Source organism: Pseudomonas sp. LAMO17WK12:I10 (assembly GCF_900215185.1).
Lineage (GTDB): Bacteria > Pseudomonadota > Gammaproteobacteria > Pseudomonadales > Pseudomonadaceae > Aquipseudomonas > Aquipseudomonas chlororaphis.
Window position 1 is genome coordinate 24451 of sequence record NZ_OBDX01000013.1, and the last position, 21155, is coordinate 45605.

Annotated in this window: 15 protein-coding genes and 1 tRNA gene; 5 read left to right on the forward strand and 11 right to left on the reverse strand. The window is 65.0% G+C overall.

Going from position 1 to position 21155, the window contains the following annotated elements; translation table 11 throughout:
* The first annotated feature begins 105 nt into the window (after positions 1-105).
* Positions 106-1206 (forward strand): DUF1615 domain-containing protein, encoded by a 1101-nt coding sequence (locus CRO75_RS15630; RefSeq protein ID WP_097136609.1) that lies wholly within the window; start codon positions 106-108, stop codon positions 1204-1206.
* Positions 1207-1429: 223 nt separating this feature from the next.
* Here the strand turns inward: CRO75_RS15630 and CRO75_RS15635 are convergent, their stop codons facing one another.
* From CRO75_RS15635 to CRO75_RS15685, 10 genes are all read right to left on the reverse strand, one after another.
* Positions 1430-1909 (reverse strand): phage infection protein, encoded by a 480-nt coding sequence (locus CRO75_RS15635; protein ID WP_097136611.1) that lies wholly within the window; start codon positions 1907-1909, stop codon positions 1430-1432.
* Positions 1910-2042: 133 nt separating this feature from the next.
* A complete protein-coding gene (locus CRO75_RS15640) occupies positions 2043-3653 on the reverse strand; it encodes an ABC transporter ATP-binding protein (RefSeq protein WP_097136612.1) in 1611 nt (536 codons plus the stop codon).
* A gap of 1 nt (position 3654) precedes the next feature.
* A complete protein-coding gene (locus CRO75_RS15645) occupies positions 3655-4677 on the reverse strand; it encodes an ABC transporter permease (protein ID WP_009043168.1) in 1023 nt (340 codons plus the stop codon).
* Positions 4677-5741, reverse strand: a complete 1065-nt coding sequence (yejB, locus tag CRO75_RS15650) for a microcin C ABC transporter permease YejB (protein ID WP_097136615.1) — start codon at positions 5739-5741, stop codon at positions 4677-4679. Before yejB ends, CRO75_RS15645 begins: the two co-directional genes overlap by 1 nt.
* Position 5742: 1 nt before the next feature.
* Positions 5743-7623, reverse strand: coding sequence for an extracellular solute-binding protein (locus CRO75_RS15655; protein WP_097136616.1), 1881 nt, complete (start codon positions 7621-7623; stop codon positions 5743-5745).
* A 135-nt stretch (positions 7624-7758) separates the two neighbouring features.
* Positions 7759-10482 (reverse strand): TonB-dependent receptor, encoded by a 2724-nt coding sequence (locus tag CRO75_RS15660; protein WP_177409753.1) that lies wholly within the window; start codon positions 10480-10482, stop codon positions 7759-7761.
* Between the two features lie 206 nt (positions 10483-10688).
* On the reverse strand, positions 10689-11090 hold the full coding sequence (locus CRO75_RS15665) for a biopolymer transporter ExbD (RefSeq protein ID WP_009043172.1): 402 nt from the start codon (positions 11088-11090) through the stop codon (positions 10689-10691).
* Complete coding sequence (locus CRO75_RS15670; RefSeq protein ID WP_009048248.1) at positions 11090-11797, reverse strand: MotA/TolQ/ExbB proton channel family protein; 708 nt, start codon at positions 11795-11797, stop codon at positions 11090-11092. The genes CRO75_RS15665 and CRO75_RS15670 overlap by 1 nt, the downstream gene beginning before the upstream one ends.
* 50 nt (positions 11798-11847) lie before the next feature.
* Positions 11848-12645, reverse strand: a complete 798-nt coding sequence (locus tag CRO75_RS15675) for an energy transducer TonB (protein ID WP_097136619.1) — start codon at positions 12643-12645, stop codon at positions 11848-11850.
* 1663 nt (positions 12646-14308) lie between these two features.
* A complete protein-coding gene (locus CRO75_RS15685; RefSeq protein ID WP_097136623.1) occupies positions 14309-15097 on the reverse strand; it encodes a DUF4349 domain-containing protein in 789 nt (262 codons plus the stop codon).
* A 218-nt stretch (positions 15098-15315) separates the two neighbouring features.
* Between CRO75_RS15685 and CRO75_RS15690 the strand changes: the two genes are divergently transcribed.
* Positions 15316-15729, forward strand: coding sequence for a PaaI family thioesterase (locus CRO75_RS15690; RefSeq protein ID WP_097136625.1), 414 nt, complete (start codon positions 15316-15318; stop codon positions 15727-15729).
* 141 nt (positions 15730-15870) lie between these two features.
* On the opposite strand, the gene rtcR is transcribed toward CRO75_RS15690, so the two are convergent.
* On the reverse strand, positions 15871-17478 hold the full coding sequence (gene rtcR / locus CRO75_RS15695) for an RNA repair transcriptional activator RtcR (protein WP_097136627.1): 1608 nt from the start codon (positions 17476-17478) through the stop codon (positions 15871-15873).
* A 204-nt stretch (positions 17479-17682) separates the two neighbouring features.
* On the opposite strand from rtcR, the gene CRO75_RS15700 reads away from it, so the two are divergent.
* The 3 genes from CRO75_RS15700 to CRO75_RS15705 all read left to right on the forward strand — a co-directional run bounded on the left by CRO75_RS15700 (position 17683) and on the right by CRO75_RS15705 (position 21154).
* The gene (locus tag CRO75_RS15700; RefSeq protein ID WP_097136629.1) at positions 17683-19233 is read left to right on the forward strand and encodes an RNA-binding protein; all 1551 of its coding nucleotides are present in this window, start codon (positions 17683-17685) and stop codon (positions 19231-19233) included.
* A gap of 433 nt (positions 19234-19666) precedes the next feature.
* A tRNA-OTHER gene (locus CRO75_RS32850) sits at positions 19667-19803 on the forward strand.
* Between the two features lie 124 nt (positions 19804-19927).
* Positions 19928-21154, forward strand: coding sequence for an RtcB family protein (locus tag CRO75_RS15705; protein WP_097136631.1), 1227 nt, complete (start codon positions 19928-19930; stop codon positions 21152-21154).
* The last annotated feature ends 1 nt before the right edge of the window (position 21155 follow it).

Sequence of the window (21155 nt, forward strand, 5' to 3'; positions counted from 1 at the left end):
AAATGGCCTGCCTCTGGCACGGAACAGCGCGGCGCCTTGAGGGTCGATATCCGCGGCGACGCATGCACCTCAAGCGCGGGCCACCTTCGGAATTACTGGGAAGCCATGTCTATAAAACCTCTGCATTCACTTCGCTGGGCCGCTGTCGCAGCCTTGCTGGCCCTGGCCGGCTGTGCCGGCCAGTTCGGTTCAAAGGCGCCGGCGCCCAGCCCGGCCCAGGTCCAGGCCCAGGTGGCGCGCCTGCTGCCGGCCAAGGTCGCCGATCGCCAGGGCTGGGCCCGGGATATCCAGGTGGCCTTTACCGCCCAGGGCATCGAGCCGAGCAAGAGCAACCTCTGCGCGGTGCTGGCGGTGGCCGAGCAGGAGTCGACCTATCAGGTCGACCCGCCGGTGCCGGGGCTGGGCAAGATCGCCCGCGGCGAAATCGACCGCCGCGCGGCCAAGGTGCATGTGCCGTCGATGCTGGTCAGCGCGGCGCTGCAGGTGCGTTCGCCGAACGGCAAGTCCTACAGCGAGCGCCTGGCCGGGGCGCGCACGGAGAAGGAGCTGAGCACGATCTTCGACGACTTCATCGGCAGCGTGCCCATGGGCAAGACCCTGTTCGGCGGTTTCAACCCGGTGCACACCGGCGGGCCGATGCAGGTCAGCATCGACTTCGCCGAGCAGCAGGCGCGCAATTACCCCTACAGCGTGGACGGTTCGATCCGCCGCGAGGTGTTCAGCCGGCGTGGCGGCATGTATTTCGGCATCGCCCACTTGCTCGGTTACCCGGTGAATTACCCGCAGCCGCTGTACCGCTTCGCCGATTTCAACGCCGGCTGGTACGCCAGCCGCAATGCCGCGTTCCAGAACGCCCTGAGCGTGGCCTCGGGGATTTCCCTGGCGCTGGACGGCGACCTGATCCGCTACGACTCGATCATGCCCGGCAGCACCGAGCTGGCGGCGCGCGCCCTGGGCAAATCCCTGGACATGCGCAACCCGACCATTCGCAACCAGTTGGAGAAGGGCAACAGCCTCGAATTCGAGGACACCACGCTGTACAAGCGGGTATTCGCCTTGGCCGATCAGGCCGAGGGCAAGGCTTTGCCGCGGCAGATCCTGCCGGGCATCCAGCTGAAGAGCCCGAAGATCACCCGCAAACTGACCACCGCCTGGTTCGCCAAGCGGGTGGACGAGCGGTATCAGCGCTGCATGGCGAGGTTGTAGCCGCTGCCGCAGGCTGCGATCGGCTGCGCAGCAGACGCCTGTGGGGGTAGGAGTATGACGTTGCATTGTTGCGGCCGCTGCGTCGGAATGCCGCCCAGACCGATCGCAGGCTTCGCCAGCGGCTACAGGGGAATGGTGATCGATAGAGACTGACAGTGCCCTGAAATGAAAAAAGCCCGGCTGACAAGGCCGGGCTTTTTTTCGAGTACTGCGGACCACGCAATCATACGGCGCGACGCTCGATCAGACGGTCGGAACCACCTTCGGCAACGCGGCGTTCGATCAGACGGTCGGAACCACCTTCGGCAACACGGCGTTCGATCAGACGATCGGAACCACCTTCGGCAACACGGCGTTCGATCAGACGATCGGAACCACCTTCGGCAACACGGCGCTCGATCAGACGATCGGAACCACCCTCGGCAACGCGACGCTCGATCAGACGATCGGAACCACCTTCAGCAACGCGGCGTTCGATCAGACGATCGGAACCACCTTCAGCAACACGACGTTCGATCAGACGATCGGAACCACCTTCGGCAACGCGACGTTCGATCAAGCGATCGGCGCCACCTTCGGCGACACGTTTTTCAATCAGGCGATCCGAGCCGCCTTCGGCGACCACTGGGTAGGCCGAGGACGCGGCAAAAGCGTTTGCTGCAAGAACCGAGAAAGCGATGCTGAGAAGAATTTGGCGTTTCATGGTGGTGTGCTCCGGGGTGTTGTTTGGTTGGTATGGAGCAGATGTTACGTGGCGGATTTTTTTTGAGAATTTCATTGGGTCGATGGTGACCATCGACGCCAATGATAGCTGCGCCAACCCCCGGAACAGAGCCTCAGGCCGGTTCTTCGCAGGCCTGCGGCGGGCTCCATTGCAGCCCCGAAGCCTGCAACAGCTCCCGGGTATAGGGGTGTTGCGGCGCGCTGAAGATCGCCTGCGACGGCCCTTGCTCCACCACCTTGCCGTCCTTGATCACGATCAGGTCGTGGGCCAGGGCGTGGACCACCGCCAGGTCGTGGCTGATAAACAGGTAGGTCAGGCCGTGGCGCACCTGCAACTCCCGCAGCAGCTGGACCACCTGCTTCTGTACGGTGCGGTCGAGGGCCGAAGTGGGTTCGTCCAGCAGGATCAGCGCCGGCTCCAGCACCAGGGCGCGGGCGATGGCGATGCGCTGGCGCTGGCCGCCGGAAAATTCGTGGGGGTAGCGGTGGCGGCTCTGTGGGTCGAGGCCGACTTCCTCGAGCACGCGGATCACCGCCGCCTCGCGTTCCTCGGCGGTGCCGATACCGTGGGTCAGCAGGCCTTCGGCGATGATCTGTTGCACCGACATGCGCGGGCTGAGGCTGCCGAACGGATCCTGGAACACCACCTGCAACTGCCGGCGCAAGGGGCGCATCAGGCGCTGGTTGAGGATGCTCAGTTCCTTGTTGCCGAAGCGGATGCCACCTTCGGACTCCACCAGCCGCAGGATCGCCTGGCCGAGGGTGGACTTGCCCGAGCCGGACTCGCCGACGATGCCCAGGGTCTTGCCCCGGTGCAGGCTCAGGCTGACGCCGTCCACCGCCTTGATGTAGTCGCGCTGGCGGCTGAACAGGCCCTTGGGCAGGGGAAACCAGACCTTGAGCTCGTCCACCTCCAGCAGATTGTGCGAATAGGCGCTGGGCACCGGGGCGCCGCTGGGCTCGGCTTCGATCAGCAAGCGGCTGTAGGGATGCCGCGGGGCGCGAAACAGTGCTTCGCACTCGGCCTGCTCGACGATCTCGCCCTGGCGCATCACGCACACCCGCTGGGCGATGCGCCGCACCAGGTTGAGGTCGTGGCTGATCAGCAGCAGCGACATGCCCAGGCGTTGCTGCAACGCGATCAGCAGTTCGAGGATCTTGCGCTGCACCGTCACATCCAGCGCCGTGGTCGGCTCGTCGGCGATCAACAGCTCCGGCTCGTTGGCCAGGGCCATGGCGATCATCACCCGCTGGCGCTGGCCGCCGGACAGCTGGTGCGGGTAGGCCTTGAGGCGTTTGTGCGGCTCGCGGATGCCCACCAGCTCCAGCAGTTCCAGGGTCCGCGCCCGGGCCGCGCGACCGCGCAGGCCCTTGTGCACGTCCAGCACTTCGCTGATCTGTTTCTCCACCGTGTGCAGCGGGTTCAGCGAGGTCATGGGTTCCTGGAAGATCATCGCGATGCGGTTGCCGCGCAGGGTGCGCAACTGGGCGTCGCTGGCCTGCACCAGGTCGAGGCCGGCGTAGCGGATGCTGCCCTGGGTCTGCACCTTCTGCGCCGGCAGCAGGCGCAGGATCGAGTGGGCGGTCACCGACTTGCCCGAGCCGGACTCGCCCACCAGGGCCAGGCATTCGCCACGGCGGATATCCAGGTCCAGGCCATGGACCACTTCGGTGCCGGCGAAGGCCACCTTGAGGTTGCGGATTTCAATCAGGTTGTCGTGCATGTCAGCTCCGGGGATCGAAGGCGTCGCGGCAGGCTTCGCCGATAAACACCAGCAACGAGAGAATCAGCGCCAGGGCGAAAAACGCCGTCAGGCCCAGCCAGGGTGCTTGCAGATTGCGCTTGGCCTGGCCGATCAGTTCGCCCAGCGAGGCGGTGCCGGCGGGCATGCCGAAGCCGAGAAAATCCAGGGCGGTGAGGGTGGCGATGGCGCCGGTGAGAATGAACGGCAGGTAGGTCAGGGTGGAGGTCATGGCGTTGGGCAGGATGTGCCGGCGCATCAGCTCGCCGTCGCTCAGGCCCAGGGCCCGCGCGGCCTTGACGTACTCCAGGTTGCGCCCGCGCAGGAACTCGGCGCGCACCACGTCCACCAGGGCCAGCCAGGAGAACAGCGCCATGATCCCCAGCAGCCACCAGAAGCTCGGCGAGACGAACCCCGAGAGAATGATCAGCAGGTACAGCACCGGCAGCCCCGACCAGATTTCCAGCAGGCGCTGCCCGAACAGGTCGACCCAGCCGCCGTAATAACCCTGCAACGCACCGGCGGTGATGCCGATCAGCGCACTGATGACGGTCAGCGCCAGGGCGAACAGGATCGACACCCGCGTGCCGAAGATCACCCGCGCCAGCACGTCCCGGGCCTGGTCGTCGGTGCCCAGCCAGTTCTGCGCCGAGGGCGGGCTGGGGGCCGGCAGGCTGAGGTCGTAGTTGACCGTGTCGTAGCTGAAGGGGATCGGCGGGAACAGCATCCAGCCGCCCTGGCCCTCGATCAGTTCGTGTACGTAGCTGCTGGAATAGTCGGGCTGGAACGGCAGTTCGCCGCCGAACTCGGTTTCGTCGTAGTCGCTGAGGATCGGGAAATACCAGGCGCCGTGATAGCGGATAACCAAGGGCTTGTCGTTGGCGATCAGCTCGCCACCCAGGCAGACCAGGCACAGGCCGATAAACAGCCACAGCGACCAGCGACCCCGGCGGTTGGCCTTGAAGTGTTCGATGCGACGACGGCCCAGGGGAGAGAGTGTGAACATCAGGCAGTCCTCGCCGAGAAGTCGATGCGCGGATCGACCAGGCTGTAGCACAGGTCGCCGATCAGCTTGATCAGCAGGCCGAACAGGGTGAACAGGAACAGCGCGCCGAACACCACCGGGTAGTCCCGCGACACCGCGGCCTCGTAGCTCATGCGCCCGAGGCCGTCGAGGTTGAAGAGGGTCTCGATCAGCAGCGAGCCGGCGAAGAACACCTCGATCAGCGCCGTGGGGATGCCGGCGATCACCAGCAGCATGGCGTTGCGAAACACATGGCCGTAGAGCACCCGACGCTCGCTCAGGCCCTTGGCCCGGGCGGTGACCACGTACTGGCGGCTGATCTCGTTGAGGAAGCTGTTCTTGGTCAGCAGGGTCAGGGTGGCGAAGCCGCCGATCACCAGCGCCGACACCGGCAGCACCAGGTGCCACAGGTAGTCGCCGGCCTTGGCCAGGGGCCCGAGGCTGGCGAAGTTGTCCGAGACCAGGCCCTGCACCGGGAACCAGTCCAGGTAGCTGCCGCCGGCGAACACCACGATCAGCAGGATGGCGAACAGGAACGCCGGCATGGCGTAGCCGAGGACGATGGCGCTGCTGGTCCAGGCATCGAAGGCGCTGCCATTGCGGATCGCCTTGCGCACTCCCAGGGGAATCGACACCAGGTAGGTGATCAGGGTCGCCCACAGGCCGAGGGACAGCGAGGTCGGCAGTTTCTGCAGGATCAGGTCGGTGACCTTGGCCCCGCGGAAGAAGCTGTTGCCGAAGTCCAGTTGCGCGTAGTTCTTCAGCATCAGCCACAGGCGCTGGTGCATCGGCTTGTCGAAGCCGTAGTGGTGCTTGATCTCCTCGATCAGCGCCGGGTCCAGGCCACGGCTGCTGCGTCCGCCGCCACCCACCGCGGCGACTTCGGCGCCACCGCCCATGGCATGCCCGCCGAAGCCTTGCAGGCGGGCGATGGCCTGTTCCACCGGGCCGCCGGGCGCGGCCTGGACGATCAGGAAGTTGACCACCAGGATGCACAGCAGGGTGGGGATGATCAGCAGCAGGCGACGACTCAGGTAACGGCCCATGTCAGTGCGCCTCCACGGTGCCGCGCAGGGCGCTCATCTGGCGGGTGGTCAGGGCCTTGGGGCTGACCTCCCACCAGGTGTTGAGGCCCTCGTCGTAGATCGGCGCGATGGCCGGCCGACCGAAGCGGTTCTGGAACACCGTGGGCGTGCCCTTGGAGTAGTAATTGGGAATCATGTATTGGCCCCATTGCAGCACCCGGTCCAGGGCCCGGGCGTAATGCACCATCTCGTCGCGGCTATTGGCCTGGACCAGGCCATCGATCAGGCGGTCCACCGCCGGGTTGGCCAGCACCATGGAGTTGGAGCTACCGACCTGGGTCGCGCTTTGCGAGCCGTACAGGCTGTACAGCTCGCGACCCGGGGAGACGATGGGGTCGCCGCTGCGGGGGAAACTGGTGACGATCATGTCGTAGTCCCGGGCGTTGAGCAGGTTGATGTACTGCGCCGAATCGATGCGCCGCAGGTTGAGGGTGATGCCGATCTGCGCCAGGGTGCGTTTGTACGGCAGCAGCATGCGGTCGAAGCCGCCCTGGCCATCGAGAAAGGTGAACTCCAGTGGCTCGCCGGCGGCGTTCACCAGTCGGTTGTTGCGGGGTGTCCAGCCGGCCTCGGCCAGCAGGCGCAGGGCCTGCAGCTGCTTGTCGCGGATGTGGCCGCTGCCGTCGGTCTGCGGGGCCCGGTAGACCTGGGTGAAGACTTCGTCGGGGATCTGTCCGCGCAGGGGTTCGAGGATCTCCCGTTCGCGGGCGTCCGGCAGGGCGGTGGCGGCCATCTCGCTTTTCGGCCAGTAGCTCTGCTGGCGTACGTAGAAGCCGCGCATCATCTGCTTGTTGGTCCACTCGAAATCCCACAGCAGGGTCAGCGCCTGGCGCACCCGGCGGTCGTGGAAGACCGGCTGCTGCAGGTTGAACACAAAGCCCTGGGCGGCGGTGGGCTTGTCGGGGGCGAGGATCGCCTGTTGCAGGCGGCCGTCGCGCAGGGCCGGGCTGTCGTAGCCGACCACGTAACCGGACGAGGAAAACTCGCGGTTGTAGTCGAAGGCGCCGGCCTGCAGCAACTGGCGGGCGACGTCGGTGTCGCCATAGAAATTCACCGTCAGGCGGTCGAAGTTGTACAGGCCGCGGCTGACCGGCAGGTCCCTGGCCCACCAGTTCGGGTCGCGCTCGAAGCTGATGCTGCGCCCGGCATCGACCTTGCCGACCTTGTATGGCCCGCTGCCCAGGGGCGGCTCGAAACCGCCGCCGTTGGCGAAGTCGCGGGTCCTCCACCAGTGTTCGGGCAGCACGCGCAGGGTCGCCAGGTCCAGGGCCAGGGTGCGGTTGAGGTTGTTCTTGAAGTCGAAGCGCACCTGCCCGGGACCTTCGATCACCACGTCCCGCACGTCGCCGTACAGCTGGCGATAGCTCAGGCTGCCCTTGCTCAGCAGCAGGTCGAAGGTGTAGCGCACGTCTTGCGCGGTGATCGGCGTGCCATCGGCGAAGCGCGCCCTGGGGTCGAGGTAGAAGCGCACCCACAGGCCGTCGGGGTCGCGCTCCATGCGTTCGGCCACCAGCCCGTAGACGGTGTAGGGCTCGTCCAGGGAGCGAAAGGCCAGGGGCGAATACACCCAGTCGTTGACCTGGGCCACCGCGATGCCCTGGTCGGCATAGGGGGTGATGTAGTTGAACTGGCCGATCTCCATCGAGGCGCGGCTCAGGGAGCCGCCCTTGGGCGCATCGGGGTTGACGTAGTCGAAGTGCTGGAAGCCCGGCGGGTACTTCGGCGGTTCGCCATAGACCGTCATGGCATAGCTGCCATGGGCGGCGGCCTGGGCCCCGCCGGCGGCGCCAAGCAGCGCGGCAGCCAGCGTCAGCCCAGCCAGGGTGCGGGTCAGTGCAGACATGATCGAAAGGTTCCTCGTGATGCCGGAAAGCCTGGGTCGGCAGGGCGAAAAGACCCACGGCGGCGGGCCGCCATGGGGCGCGAATTCGCAATGCGGCCGGGGCCGGCCGGAGTCTTGCGCGGCCCCGGCGGTGCCTCAGAAGTGGTACGTCATGCGCGCGAACAGGGTGCGGCCCAGCGGGTCGGTGTACCGAGGGTCGTAGCCGCTCTGGAAGTTGTAGGCCTGGTTGGAGAACGGTGGGTCGCGGTCGAAGACGTTCTTCACCCCGGCATCGACGTCCAGCACCTTGTCGAAGGTGTAGCCGGCCGCCAGGTCCCACACCGAGTACGAGGCCACCCGGGCATTGGTGCTGCGGTCGTAGTCGTTGTAGCCGGTGGTGAAGCGGTTGCTCAGCGAGGCCCGCGCGGCGCCCAGGGTCCAGGTGCCGGTGAGGTTGTGTTTCCAGCGGGCGATCACGCCATCGCCCTCGAAGTCGCCGACCTTGTCGGTGAACGGCCCCTTGATGGTGCTCTGGAAGTCGTAGCTCTTGACGTAGGTGCCTTGCAGCCCGAGGCCGAACTGGCCGTAGGGGGTATTGGGAAAGCGGTAGTCCAGGGACACGTCGACACCGTTGGTTTCGACTATGCCCAGGTTGGCGTTGCCGGTGACGATGTAGTTCAACGAACCGTCGGCGTTGCGCACGAAGCGGTCGGCGTAGGCGCCGGACTGGTCGAATACCGTGGATTCGGGGAACGGCTGGATCTGGTTGGAGATGTGAATCCACCAGAAGTCCAGGCCCACCGACAGGTCGCGGATCGGCTGATAGACGAAGCCCAGGGTCACGTTGCGGGCCTTTTCCGGGGCCAGGTCGGTGTTGCCGCCGATCTGGTTGAGGAACTGCTGGCCGCAGTCACGCCCGCCGTTGCCGCCGGGCTGCACCACGCCGCCGGTACAGAGCACCGGGTCGTTGTAGTAGCCCTGGGTGTAGGTGATGCTGCGCGGCGCATACAGCTCGTACAGCGACGGTGCGCGGAAACCTTCACTGTAGGCGCCGCGCACCACCAGCTCCTTGAGCGGCTGGTAGCGGAACGAGTATTTCGGGTTGGTGGTGCTGCCGAAGTCGCTGTATTTGTCGTGGCGGATGGCGACGGACAATTCCAGGCTGTCGAGCACCGGCACGTTCAGTTCGGCGTAGGCCGCCTTGACGCTGCGATCGCCCTCGACGCTGCCGGACGGGTCGATGCCCAGGCTCTGGATGTCACCGGCGAACTCTTCGTAGTCCTGGTGGAATTTCTCCTTGCGGTACTCGCCGCCCAGGGCCAGGCCGGAGGGCCCGGCACCGAACCAGTCGCCGATCTCGCGGCTGACGCGCCCATCGAAACCGACGACCCGGCCGACTGCCGTGGAGTAGGCGCCGTGGTAGGCCGCCTGCTCGATGTAGTCCTGGCCGGCCTGGGTCTGCGGGCCGAACGGGTTGAGCAGGCCGCTGGCCAGGCCGGCGATCATCGCGCGGTCGCTGACGTAGCCGTTTGTGACGCTGGAGACCACCTTGTTCTGGTTGTAGGAGGCACCGAGGTTGTAGTCCCAGCCAGCCACCAGGCCGTCGAAACTCAGGACGAAGCGCTGGCTGGTGTTCTGGTCCTTGGATTCCCGCGCGCCGGCGGCGGTTTCGCGCCAGTTCACGCCGATCGGCTGGCTCGGGTCGAGGCTGAAGCCGGTCGGCGCCGGGGTGATGCCGTTGCCCGGGTAGTAGGGCGAGGAAGAGTCCAGGCTCAGGCCGGTGAGGGGCGCCGGTCCGACCGCCGTAGCGTTGTTGTTGCGCGACCAGAAGTATTCCAGGTTGACGTTGTGGTCGTCGGCCAGCTTGGCGGTGCTCTTGCCGAAGAACGAGGTTTTTTCGGTCTCCGGCACCAGGTCGATGTACTCGCGGGTACTGAAGCGGCACAGGCCCTGGCGGGCAATCAGGTTCGGCCCGTTGCAGTTGCTGCCGGCCAGCGGGTTGGTGGCGTTGTCGCCCTGGGTGTAGTTGCCCGGAAAGGCCGTGCCCGAGGTCTGGTCGAGGCCGCGGCCGGGGCGGTAGTCGGTGGCGAAGGAGCGGTCGTTGGCATCGAGGTTCTGCTGCTTGTTGTAGTTGAACACCCCGAGCACGTTGAAGCGGTCTTCTTCCAGGTCGCCGAAGCCCCAGCTGGCGCTCATGTCCTTGCTCGCACCGCCGCCGCTGTGGGTCGGGGTTTCGCCGCCCAGGGTCAGTTGGCCGTCGGTCAGGGATTTCTTGGTGATGAAGTTGATCACGCCGCCGATGGCGTCGGTGCCGTAAAGAGCCGAAGCGCCGTCGCGCAGCACTTCGACCCGGTCGATGGCGGCGAAGGGGATCATGTTCAGGTCCACCGCGCCGCCGGCCGAGTTGGTGCCCGACAACGCGTTGTTGGCCAGGCGCCGGCCGTTGAGCAGCACCAGGGTCTTGTTGGCGCCGATGCCGCGCATGTCGGCGAAGGAGGCGCCACCGGTGGCGGCTCCCACCGAGCCGGCGCTGTTGTTGATCGACTGGCTGCCGGTGATGCGCTGCACCAGTTCGGCGGTGGTGCTCACCCCCTGTTTGCGCAACTCTTCGGCGCGCAGGATGGTGATCGGCACCGCGGTTTCGGCATCGACCCGGCGGATCGCCGAACCTGTCACTTCGACCCGTTGCAGCTGGGTGGTGGGCGCCACGGCCGCGGCACTGGCGGCCGGGACGGCGGCGCTGCTGTCGGCGTCCTCTTCCGCGGCTTGCGTGGTGCCGGCGCCCAGGCCCATGGCCATCAGGTACAGCGGGACAAAACGGTGCCGTTGCAGCGTGGTCACCAGTGGCTTGAGCGTGAAACGTGGAATGTTCATCAGCATGATTACTTCCGACTTTTTAGACGTTTATCGAAATGGCCTTGTGAGCCCTCATTGCTCCGGCTGGGTTGTACCGACCCCGGAAAACCACTTTCTTCAAGCAAGCCGATCCCCTCCGCAGGCGCGTGGCGCCTTGCGGTCGGCCGATTGCGACGGGATTTTTCGAGGCAGTGCCTGGCGCGTCCCTCAGGGGGCGCCAGGCACTGCCTTCATCGGGTGGTCATCACGGATATCCTGGTGATTCCCGAACGTTCGATGGAGGCCATGGCCTTGGCCACCTGGCCGTAGTTGACGGCGGCGTCGGCCTGCAATTGCACGCGTACCTCGCTGTCCTTGGCCTTGACCTCCTTGAGGCTGCTTTCCAGCAGCTCGGGGGCCACTTCGGACTTGGCCAGGTAGAACTTGCCGTCCTGGTCGACGCTGACCACCACCGGGTCTTTTTTCTCGGCAGGGGCCACGGCGTCGGTCTTCGGCAGGTTGACCTTGATCGCGTTGGTCATCAGCGGGGCGGTGACGATGAACACCACCAGCAGCACCAGCATCACGTCCACCAGTGGCGTGACGTTCATTTCACTGAGCACTTCGTCGCTGTCTTGAGTAGAGAAGGACATCAGCTGGCCTCCCGTACGGCGTGGGCGGTCTTGCTGGCGATGGCCTGGCGGCTGATGGCGAAGGCGCTGCGCTGGGCCAGGGCGTCGAAGTCATGGGCGAAGTCGTCCATGCTGGCCGAGGCCAGCTTCAGGCGGCGCAGGAAGAAGTTGTAGATCAGCACCGCCGGCACGGCGACGGCGATGCCCACGCCGGTGGCGATCAACGCATGGCCGATCGGCCCGGCCACGGTTTCCAGGCTGGCCGAACCGCTGGCGCCGATGCTCTGCAGGGCCTCCATGATCCCCCAGACCGTACCGAACAGGCCGATGAAGGGCGCGGTGCTGCCGATACTGGCGAGCACCGCCTGGCCGCTTTCGAGGGCTCGGCGCTCCTTCTGGATCTGCTGGCGCAGGTTGCGCTCCAGGCGGTCGGCGCGGTTGATGGTGTGGGCCAGCTGCTGGGTGGTGCGCGGCGACTCTTCCACCAGCAGGGCCTCGAAGCCGCTGCTGGCGATGCGCGCCAGGGAGCCGGGGTACTGGCTGGCGTGCTCGGCGGCGGTGAGCAGGTCCGGGGCGCTCCAGAAGGCCTTGCTGAACTGCCGGTTCTGGGTCTTCTGCCGCAGGTACTGCGCCGACTTGACCAGCAGCAGCGCCCAGCTGACCACGGAAAACAGCACCAGGGCCCAGAGCACGCCGGGGACAATCAGGGATGTCAGGGAATCGTTCATGGCTACACCTCGCATGCGTAAACAGGTTGTGAGTTCAGGTCAGGCCGCGGTCATTGCGGCAATTTGAAATCGATGGTCTGGGTGGCGAAGCCTTCGATCGGCGTGTCGCCGCGCTTGGCCGGGATGAATTTCCAGTTCTTCACCGCGGCCACGGCGGCCTCGTCCAGTTGCGGCTTGCCGCTGGAACGGGTGACTTCGACGCTGCCGGCACGGCCGTTGGGCAGCACCTTGATGCGCAGCACCACGGTGCCTTCCCAGTTGCGGCGCAGGGCCAGGGACGGGTATTCCGGCGGCGGGTTGCCGAGGCTGGCCAGGCCGGAAACCGCCGCCGATTCCTTGACCGGCCCGGGGGCCGCGGCAGGAGCGGCGGCCGGCTGGCTGGGCGCCGCGGGCGCGGCCGGTGGCGCGGGGGCGGGTGGAGCCGGCGTTTTCGGCGGCTCGGGCTTTTTCACCGGCTTGGGCTTTTCGATGGGCTTGGGTTTCTCCACCGGCTTGGGCGGTGGCTTGAGCGCGTCTTCGTCTTCCACCGGTTGCTCGGGTTCGGGCGGCGGTGGAGGCGGCGGAGGTTCCGGGGTAGGCGGCGCGGGCGGGGTCGGGCTGCTCAGCTCGACGGTCATTTCCGGGATTTCCGGGGGCGTTTCCAGTGGCGCGGCGCGGGTCTGCTGGAAGAACCACCAGGCGCCACCATGGAGCAGGGCCGAGACCGTCACCAGCAACAGCACCTGGCGCTTGCTCAGGCCTCCGGGTTGCGATGCATTGCCCTTATAAGGACGGCCCCGCGCAACCTGGACGGCGGCTTCATCGTCCAAGGGCCTCGGCAGGGTTCTGTTCTTTACCGCATCGTTCATTAAAGCTCCCTCGGTCGGATGAAGGGCAATAAGGCACCGTTCGAACATTGGCTGGAATGTTCGAAAGTCGGGTTTAACTTTTTCAAGGGTGAGCAAAAGCCGATAGTTGAACTATCCGGTTGAACGGCCCTGTGCAAACGAGTGGCTTAACGCCTTCGGCTTAGATTGTTCATTACCACTCCCTGGAACATTGTTGTGGGATGAGTTGGTGTTTGTAATGCACCTGTCTCGTACTCGTTACCTATAGCAACCGCTATGCCAGATTGTGTCGGTCTTTATGCAATTGGCGACGGCTCGTAGCGTATGTCGCATTTATATAAATTTGCGAGAAAAACTGGCGCAGCAATATATATTCAGCACCTCGAAAAGTTGACCTTAAATGCTTTTTGCGGGCGAGCCTGCCTGCCCTGGGTTATCCGCTTTTCAGCCGGAAACAGGGGCGATCAGTACCATGGCCAACGCACTAAAAAGTGTCTGGCGAATTGATTTGGTGCAAATAAACAGTGACTAGCCGGTCATTGCCTGGAGGTCCTTGATCTTGTTGTTTTCAGGGCTCTGCATAGGGCCTCTGTAGTCTTTACGGCCCGTTCGGGGAGCATTCTTGAGTATCCATGGCGCGCTCGCCTGCCCGTCATTGAGCAGGGCGATGACGGAGCTCTTATTAACCTGCTGGGGGTGCGGATAATTAATCGGTGCGTACATTGAATGTATGTAAACAGCGGTCCGCTCATTACCCAGTGGTCGATGCATTGATATTGAATTGCCTTATTGTCGGACAACGCTCTGATCATCCACTTTTAACGCGCTTTGGCACGTTTGTTTGTTGTCGAATACGCAACGATAGAAATACGGCTTTCGCTCGGTGAAATGTCACCGAGTGCAAAATGAAGTTGGCTGCTTAGTGGTTCAAAAACAGTCGACGATCGGTCTTGTCGAGGCTTCTTCCGTCGACGCTACTTGGACAGTGGCGAGACCGGGCTGGGGGCGAATGTTTGTATCGGGATACGCTAGGCAGTACCTGGGAAGACTGGCTTGGATATCGGTACCGGGAGAGGGTGGGCTTTATAACAGCCGCTACCGCCAGCCTGAAAGTTGCCCCATCGACTGGAGCAGGGGGCATCGCCAGAGACTGGCACAGGCAGCGCCGCGTAGCGTGCGCAAGGTCGATCGTCGATGACGCACAGGGCGCGAGGGCCGGTCCGGGCAGGGCTGCCGGACGAGGCGGAACCAGGGGCGAAACGGTGGAGCCAATAGCGGAAAACGCCGGTGAACATGACTGCACATCGCACATGAGACTTCCTTATCGCCAGTCTCAGCTCAACGAGCTTTTGGCTCGCCGTCTGCACTTTATGGGGACGCGGATAGCGTCCGATGATTGCTATTGGTGCGGGTAGGCACCGTCGATGCGGCTCTTGCGGTGGGTCGATTCGCAAGCTGCAGGTGCATGGGAAAAACGTGCCAGTTTCAGGTACGTTCGTGCAGTTTTCTTCGCCTATGCCCGCCAGGCCTTGTTTGGCGGGGCCTGGCGGTGGGCTGTCGAAGTTGGCGGGGCCGGGGCGGCCCGGCTCGCGATAAAAATCCTCGGGACGACAAGCTCGCCCGTGCCCATAAAAAAGCCCGGCGCATCAGGCCGGGCTTCTTGGGCTTTGCAGAGTGCTGCGACTCAACGACGGCGCACGAACCGGCGCCACAGCCAGACCCAGATCATCACCAGCGGGAAGGCCAGGATCAGGAATGGCAGCACATAGCTGCCTTTTTCCAGGGCTTCGGCAGTGCCGTAGGCGAGGTTGTCCAACAGGTTGTCGAAGGCCTGTTGCAGGGTCGAGCCGCGCTGGCTGCTGTCGGTGGGCACGAAGTTCAGAGTCAGGCGGTTGGTGTCGAGCCGGCGCTGCTGCCCGGCGGCGACCTGGGCCAGGGCCTGCAGGTCGTTCTCGATGCTCGCCTGTTCCTTGCTCAGGGCGATCAGGTCGCTGACGGTGATGTCCTTGCGCGCCGCCAGCTGGTCGAGGCGTTGCTGCTGGGCCTTGAGCCGTTCCTGCTGGCGCTGCACGTCGGCCACGGCGTCGGCCAGGTCTTCGGCGCTGGTGATGCGTTCGCCGATTTCGGCGCCCTGGGCGGCCAGCGCGACTATCGGTTCGACGCCGTCGGGCACGATGCGCAGGATCACCTGGGCGTGGTACTGGCCTTGTTGCAGGCGCAGGATGTTGCAGGCGCCGAACTTGGCGTTTTCGCAGGCTTCGCGGGTGGCGGCCAGGCGCGGCGCGATCTGCGCCGAGGGCAGCGACAGGCTCAGTTCATGTTCATAGGCCAGTTGCGCGCCGGCCTTGCCCTGGGCGCCGCCGACCGCCACCGAGGACGAACGATCGCTGGGGGAGCAGGCGGCCAGCAGCGTGCTGAGCAGCACCACGGCGAGGCTGCGCAGCGGGGTGGGGGTGTCGTCCTGAGGGTGCATGGTCGCTCCTTGAAATAAATGATCGTGCCCGGGGCAGGCGGGACGGCTGCGCATCTTATCGTCGATTGCTCGGGGAGGGGCGAGAATGTGGTGTCGCCGCGACTTATCGCCAGGGATTTGCCGGATGGATACGGCTGGGCGCGGGCACCGCTTCGGCGTACACCTCAGGGACCGATGATCCGTGCCTCGGTCATCGCCATCGGCAACGGAGACCCGTCATGAGCTCGCTCGAGTTACCCGAAGGTTATGCCCCCTTGTCCCGCAGCAGCCCGCTGCTGGAGCTGATCGGCCCGGTGTATTGCCGTGGCAGCGGCCTGCAACTGGAGATCGGCCTGCGCGCCGACCACCGTCACGCCAACGGGCGTGGCACCGTGCACGGCGGCATCCTCGCCACCCTGGCCGATATCGGCATGGGCTACGCCATGGCTTTCGCCAGCGATCCGCCGCTGCCACTGATCACCGCCAGCATGCACCTGGACTACCTCGGCGCGGTGCAGGTCGGCGAATGGATCGACGTGCGCCTGGAACATTCCAGGCGCGGCCGGCAGATGGCCTTTGCCACCGTCACCCTACAGGTCGGCGAGCGGGTGGTGGCCAGGGCCAACGCGGTGTTCGCGGTGCCGGGTGACTGAGGGCAGGGCAGGTGTGTGGGGCGCTTTTGCGAGCGCTTCGCGCTCGATCGCAGGCTTCGCCAGCGGCTACCGGGGAAGCGATCTGTACCGTTGGCGGGAGGGGCAGTGGGCTTGTGTAGCCGCTGCCGCAGGCAACCCCTCTTAGTCCGCGGGTGCAACTATCTGCTTCCACTCCAGGCCAAAGCGCGCCAGGTACTTGCGCAGGCGGTCGGCGTCATTGGGCTGGGCCTTGGTCTGGCGGGACACGCCAAACAGCTTGCGTCCGGCATCGGACAGGCTGTCGGCCTGGCGGCAGACCTCGATCACCGCCTGCAGTTGCAGGCGGTCGAACAGGTCAAGTTCGACCCTGTCGCCCAGCAAAGTGGCCAGCGGATCCTGCTCCTGGCTCAAGCCCCAGGCATACCGTAGCCGCTCGATTTCTTCTTCGGCCTGGGCTTCGTCGATGCGCCCGCTGTCGGCCAGGGTGGCCATGCGGGTAATGGACGCCGACAGCTCGCGGAAGTTGCCCAGCCACGCCGCCTCGCTGGAGCTGGCAAACGCCAGGTAGCGCCGCCGCGCCTCAAGGTTGAAGCGCACCAGGCGCCCTTGTTCGCGGGCATGGCGTTCCAGTTCGAAATCGATGTTCGGCTCGATGTCCTCACGCCGCCCGGCCAGCCCCGGCAGGTTGAAGGTCCAAAGGTTGATCCGCGCATACAGGTCCTCGCGGAACAGGCCCTGGGCGACTCGGCCGCGCAGGTCGCGGTGGGTGCCGGCGATGATCAGGAAGTCGCTGTCCACTTCCTTGTCCGAGCCCATGGGGAAGAAGCGTTTCTCCTCGATGGCCTTGAGCAGCATCGCCTGTTCGTCGAGCCCCAGTTCGCCGATCTCGTCGAGAAACAGCATGCCGCCGTCCGCCGCCCGCAACAGGCCGTCGCGGGCGTTCTGGGCGCCGGTGAAGGCGCCCTTGATATGCCCGAACAGCGCCGACATGGCGCCGTCGCCGCGCAGGGTGGCGCAGTTGACCTCGACAAAACGCCCCTGGACCTGATGCCGGCCGCGCTTGAGCTCATAGATGCGCCGGGCCAGGAACGACTTGCCGGCACCGGTGGGGCCGATCAGCAGCATCGGTGCTCTGGAGCGCAGGGCGACTCGCTCGATCTGTTCGATGGAACGGTTGAACGCGGCGTTGCGGGTGGCGATCCCGGACTTGAGGAAGGCCAGGCCCTCCAGGCGCTTGCCGGCGAAGCGCGAGGCGATGCGGTCGTAGCGCGACAGGTCGAGGTCGATCAGGGCGTGGGTGCCGGTGGCGTGCTCCTGCGGGTCGCGGCGCCGCGCCGGGGAGGTCTGGATCAGCCGCGCCGGCAGGTAGCGCGCCTCGGTCAGCAGGAACCAGCAGATCTGCGCCACGTGGGTCCCGGTGGTGATGTGCACCAGGTAGTCCTCGCGCTCGGTGTCGAAGGGGTAGGCGCTGGTGAAGTCGTGCAGGGCGCCGTACACCTCTTCGAAATCCCAGGGGTTCTTCAGGCCCATGGGGTGCAGGCGCACCTCGGTCTGCGGCGATACCTGGCGAATGTCGCTGGCCACCCGCTCGGCCAGGCTGACGTCCCGGGCGTCCAGGCCGTGGATCAGCTCCAGGCGGTGGATCAGCACGTCCTGCTGCTGGCACAGGCCGACACTGGGGCGCCAATGGTTCCAGCGGTTGGCGCCCTTGCCGACGCGATCGAGGGTGGAACCGACAAAACCTATGGCGACCGTGGGCTTGCCTGACATATTTATACCTGAAGATAAAAACGATAAACAAAGATATAAAATTATCAGCAGCTTTGTCTCGAAGACTCGCCAATGAAAAATCATTTAAAAATAAAATCGTTATAAATCAATAATTTAAAAAATAATTCGCACAGAAAAATAAAACTGGCACAGCGGCTGCAATCTCTCTGGCAACGAACAAGACAAACAGAGCGAGACGCCAAGATGGCCAACTTCCAGCTGTTCAACACCCAACAGGCCAAAGCGCCAGCGAGCAACACCCTGAACGCCGCCCAGGCCCCGGCCTATGCCTACAACGCCAAGCACCGCCTGGCCCAGCTGGCGGTGACCGGTTGCCTGAACTCGACCTTCTACACCTCGCCCGAAGGCCAGCTGGAAGCGGTGCTGCAACTGGTGAACGAAGTCGACAGCCGTTTCGTCGCCCAGGCCGCGCGTTACGCTCGGCAACAGGGTCATATGAAAGACATGCCGGCCTTGCTGCTGGCGGCGCTGACCGCGCAACGCTCGGCCCTGGTGCCGGAGCTGTTTGCCCAGGTGGTGGACAACGGCAAGATGCTGCGCAACTTCGTGCAGATCCTGCGCAGCGGGGCGACCGGGCGTAAATCCCTCGGGTCGCAGCCCAAGCGCCTGGTGCAGAACTGGTTGAACAGCGCCACCGAACGCCAGCTGTTGCAGGCCTCGGTGGGCAACCAGCCGTCGCTGGCGGACGTGGTCAAGATGGTGCACCCCAAGCCAGGCGAGGCCTGGCGCGCAGCCTTCTTCGCCTGGTTGATCGGCAAACCGGTGGATGTGCAGGCGCTGCCTGAGCTGACCCGCGCCTTGCTGGCCTTTCGCAGCGGTGCGACCACGATGGTGCCGCAGGTGCCGTTCCAGTTGCTCGGCAACGAAACCCTGAGCCGCGAGCAATGGGCCGAACAGGCGCACAATATGGGCTGGCAGGGGCTGCGCATGAACCTCAACACCCTGGCTCGCCATGGCGCGTTCCAGGTGCCGGGCTGCACCGAGTATGTGGCGGCGCGGCTGGCGGATGCCGCCGAGGTGGCCAAGGCCCGGGTCTACCCGTACCAGTTGCTGGCGGCCTACCGCATGGCCGGGGACGAGGTGCCGCAGCCGGTGCGCGAGGCGTTGCAGGATGCCCTGGAGCTGTCGCTGGCCAACGTGCCGGCGCTGCAAGGCGCGGTGGTGGTGTGCCCGGATGTCTCGGGGTCGATGCACAGCCCGGTCACCGGTTATCGCCAGGGCGCCACCACGGCGGTGCGTTGCATCGATGTGGCGGCCCTGGTGGCGGCAGCGGTGTTGCGCAAGCAGCCGGCGGCGCGGGTCATGCCGTTCGAGGTCGGGGTGGTGGATATCCGCCTCAACCCGCGGGACAGCGTGATGAGCAACGCGCAGAAACTGGCGGCCATCGGCGGTGGCGGGACCAACTGCTCGGCGCCCCTGGCACAACTGGCCAATGCCAAGTGCAAGGTGGACACCCTGATCCTGGTCTCGGACAACGAGTCGTGGATCGATGCGCGGCGTCATGGCGCCACCGAAACCCTGCGCCAGTGGGAGCGGATCAAGGCCATCAACCCGCAGGCGCGGCTGGTGTGCATCGATATGCAACCCGGGGCCACCACCCAGGCGCCGGACCGCGAGGACATCCTCAACGTTGGCGGCTTCAGTGACGCGGTGTTCGATGTGATCCAGCAGTTCACCGCGGGCAACTACGGTGCGCAGCACTGGGTCGAGGCGATCGAGGCGATGGCGCCCTGATCGGCAAGGCATGAGATAAACCGTGCGCCGCTCACCCGGCGCACGCCGAAGAATTTTCGTTCATTGGCCCTGAATGCCGCTGTGACTACATCCAAAGACGTCCCAGCAAATGTTGTCAGGGCCCGTGAAGGCACGAATGCCGGTGGCTGTACATCCTGGTTATGCCGGTTCGATTCCGGCTATCAGTCACTTCTTTTGTCGTGCCACCTTTTTTGCGATTTCAGCGACGAATGCTGATGGAACTACATCCCAGATTCGTGATGCGGGTTCGAGTCCCGCCGGTGCCTGAAAAGGCGCCGTAGTTCAACGGTCAGAACACGAGTGCACTGTTTCATCGACCCTTGTCGTCGCAGTTTTTTCTCCCGCCCGAGCGGGATGGCAGCGAATGCCACAGGTACTACATCGTGTCGCGGGTTCGAACCCCGCCAGCCGCAAGGCTGTAGCTCAGTCGGTAGAGCAAATGTGCCTGTTTTCTTGTCGCTGCCCGCAGGCCCTGCCTGCACCGATTGACCCGGCGAATGCCGGTGGAACTACAGGACAGCGTGGTCGCGGGTTCGATTCCCGCCAACCGCAAGGGAGTAGCTCAGTGGCAGAGCGCGCTGCATGTTCCGCCTTCACTGGTCGCCGTTTTATGCCGGACCACCGGCTACCGAACAAGGCTGGATTTTCAGCCACAGAAAAAAGAGTCAGGAACATGGAACACAAGACCTACCAACTGCTGGAAGTCGCCAACGGCAAGCCGATCAAGATGTGGACCGAGGGCGTGCCCGTGGAAAACGAAGCCCGCCAGCAATTGATGAACACCGCGAAGATGCCGTTCATCTTCAAGCACCTGGCGGTGATGCCGGATGTGCACCTGGGCAAGGGCTCGACCATCGGCAGCGTGATCCCCACCCTGGGTGCGATCATCCCGGCGGCGGTCGGGGTGGATATCGGTTGCGGCATGATTGCCGCCCGTACCTCGCTGACGGCGGCAGACCTGCCGGATAACCTGCACGGTCTGCGCAGCGCCATCGAACAGGCGGTGCCCCATGGCCGCACCTCGCCGCGCAGCGGCCGCGACAAGGGCGCCTGGGGCGACGTGCCGCGCCAGGCCGACCAGGCCTGGGCGGCCTTGCAGCCACGCTTCAAGGCGATCACCGACAAGTACCCGGCGCTGGCCAACAGCAACAACCGCCAGCACCTGGGCACCCTCGGCGGCGGCAACCACTTCATCGAGGTCTGCCTGGATGAGACCAACCGGGTCTGGTTCATGCTCCACAGCGGTTCCCGTGGCGTGGGTAACGCCATTGGCAACCTGTTCATTCACCTGGCCCAGGCGGACATGCGCCAGCACATCGCCAACCTGCCGGACCGCGACCTGGCCTACTTCGAGGAAGGCAGCCGGCACTTCGACGATTACGTCGAGGCCGTGGCCTGGGCCCAGGATTTTGCCCGGCACAACCGTGAACTGATGATGCAACTGGTGATCCAGGCCACCCGCCAGGTGATCCGCAAGCCCTTCGAGGTGGCGCTGGAGGCCGTGAACTGCCACCACAACTACGTGCAGAAGGAGCGCCACTTCGGTGAAGAGGTGCTGGTGACCCGCAAGGGCGCGGTGTCGGCGAAGAAGGGCGAGCTGGGGATCATCCCGGGATCGATGGGCGCCAAGAGCTTCATCGTTCGCGGGCTGGGTAACGAGGAGGCGTTCTGCTCCTGTAGCCACGGCGCCGGGCGCACCATGAGCCGCACCAAGGCCAAGAACACCTTCACCCTGGCCGACCAGATCCGCGCCACCGCTCATGTGGAATGCCGCAAGGACACCGCGGTAATCGATGAAATCCCGATGGCCTACAAGGACATCGACCAAGTCATGCACGCCCAGCGCGAGCTGGTGGAAGTGCTGCACACCCTGCGTCAGGTGGTGTGCGTCAAGGGGTAGA

What these genes read in the sequence shown, in the direction of transcription:
- CRO75_RS15630 (WP_097136609.1), top strand. Translation starts at nt 106, where the DNA reads ATGTCTATAAAACCTCTGCATTCACTTCGCTGGGCCGCTGTCGCAGCC.
- CRO75_RS15635 (WP_097136611.1), bottom strand. Translation starts at nt 1,909, where the DNA reads ATGAAACGCCAAATTCTTCTCAGCATCGCTTTCTCGGTTCTTGCAGCA.
- CRO75_RS15640 (WP_097136612.1), bottom strand. Translation starts at nt 3,653, where the DNA reads ATGCACGACAACCTGATTGAAATCCGCAACCTCAAGGTGGCCTTCGCC.
- CRO75_RS15645 (WP_009043168.1), bottom strand. Translation starts at nt 4,677, where the DNA reads ATGTTCACACTCTCTCCCCTGGGCCGTCGTCGCATCGAACACTTCAAG.
- yejB (WP_097136615.1), bottom strand. Translation starts at nt 5,741, where the DNA reads ATGGGCCGTTACCTGAGTCGTCGCCTGCTGCTGATCATCCCCACCCTG.
- CRO75_RS15655 (WP_097136616.1), bottom strand. Translation starts at nt 7,623, where the DNA reads ATGTCTGCACTGACCCGCACCCTGGCTGGGCTGACGCTGGCTGCCGCG.
- CRO75_RS15660 (WP_177409753.1), bottom strand. Translation starts at nt 10,482, where the DNA reads ATGCTGATGAACATTCCACGTTTCACGCTCAAGCCACTGGTGACCACG.
- CRO75_RS15665 (WP_009043172.1), bottom strand. Translation starts at nt 11,090, where the DNA reads ATGTCCTTCTCTACTCAAGACAGCGACGAAGTGCTCAGTGAAATGAAC.
- CRO75_RS15670 (WP_009048248.1), bottom strand. Translation starts at nt 11,797, where the DNA reads ATGAACGATTCCCTGACATCCCTGATTGTCCCCGGCGTGCTCTGGGCC.
- CRO75_RS15675 (WP_097136619.1), bottom strand. Translation starts at nt 12,645, where the DNA reads ATGAACGATGCGGTAAAGAACAGAACCCTGCCGAGGCCCTTGGACGAT.
- CRO75_RS15685 (WP_097136623.1), bottom strand. Translation starts at nt 15,097, where the DNA reads ATGCACCCTCAGGACGACACCCCCACCCCGCTGCGCAGCCTCGCCGTG.
- CRO75_RS15690 (WP_097136625.1), top strand. Translation starts at nt 15,316, where the DNA reads ATGAGCTCGCTCGAGTTACCCGAAGGTTATGCCCCCTTGTCCCGCAGC.
- rtcR (WP_097136627.1), bottom strand. Translation starts at nt 17,478, where the DNA reads ATGTCAGGCAAGCCCACGGTCGCCATAGGTTTTGTCGGTTCCACCCTC.
- CRO75_RS15700 (WP_097136629.1), top strand. Translation starts at nt 17,683, where the DNA reads ATGGCCAACTTCCAGCTGTTCAACACCCAACAGGCCAAAGCGCCAGCG.
- CRO75_RS15705 (WP_097136631.1), top strand. Translation starts at nt 19,928, where the DNA reads ATGGAACACAAGACCTACCAACTGCTGGAAGTCGCCAACGGCAAGCCG.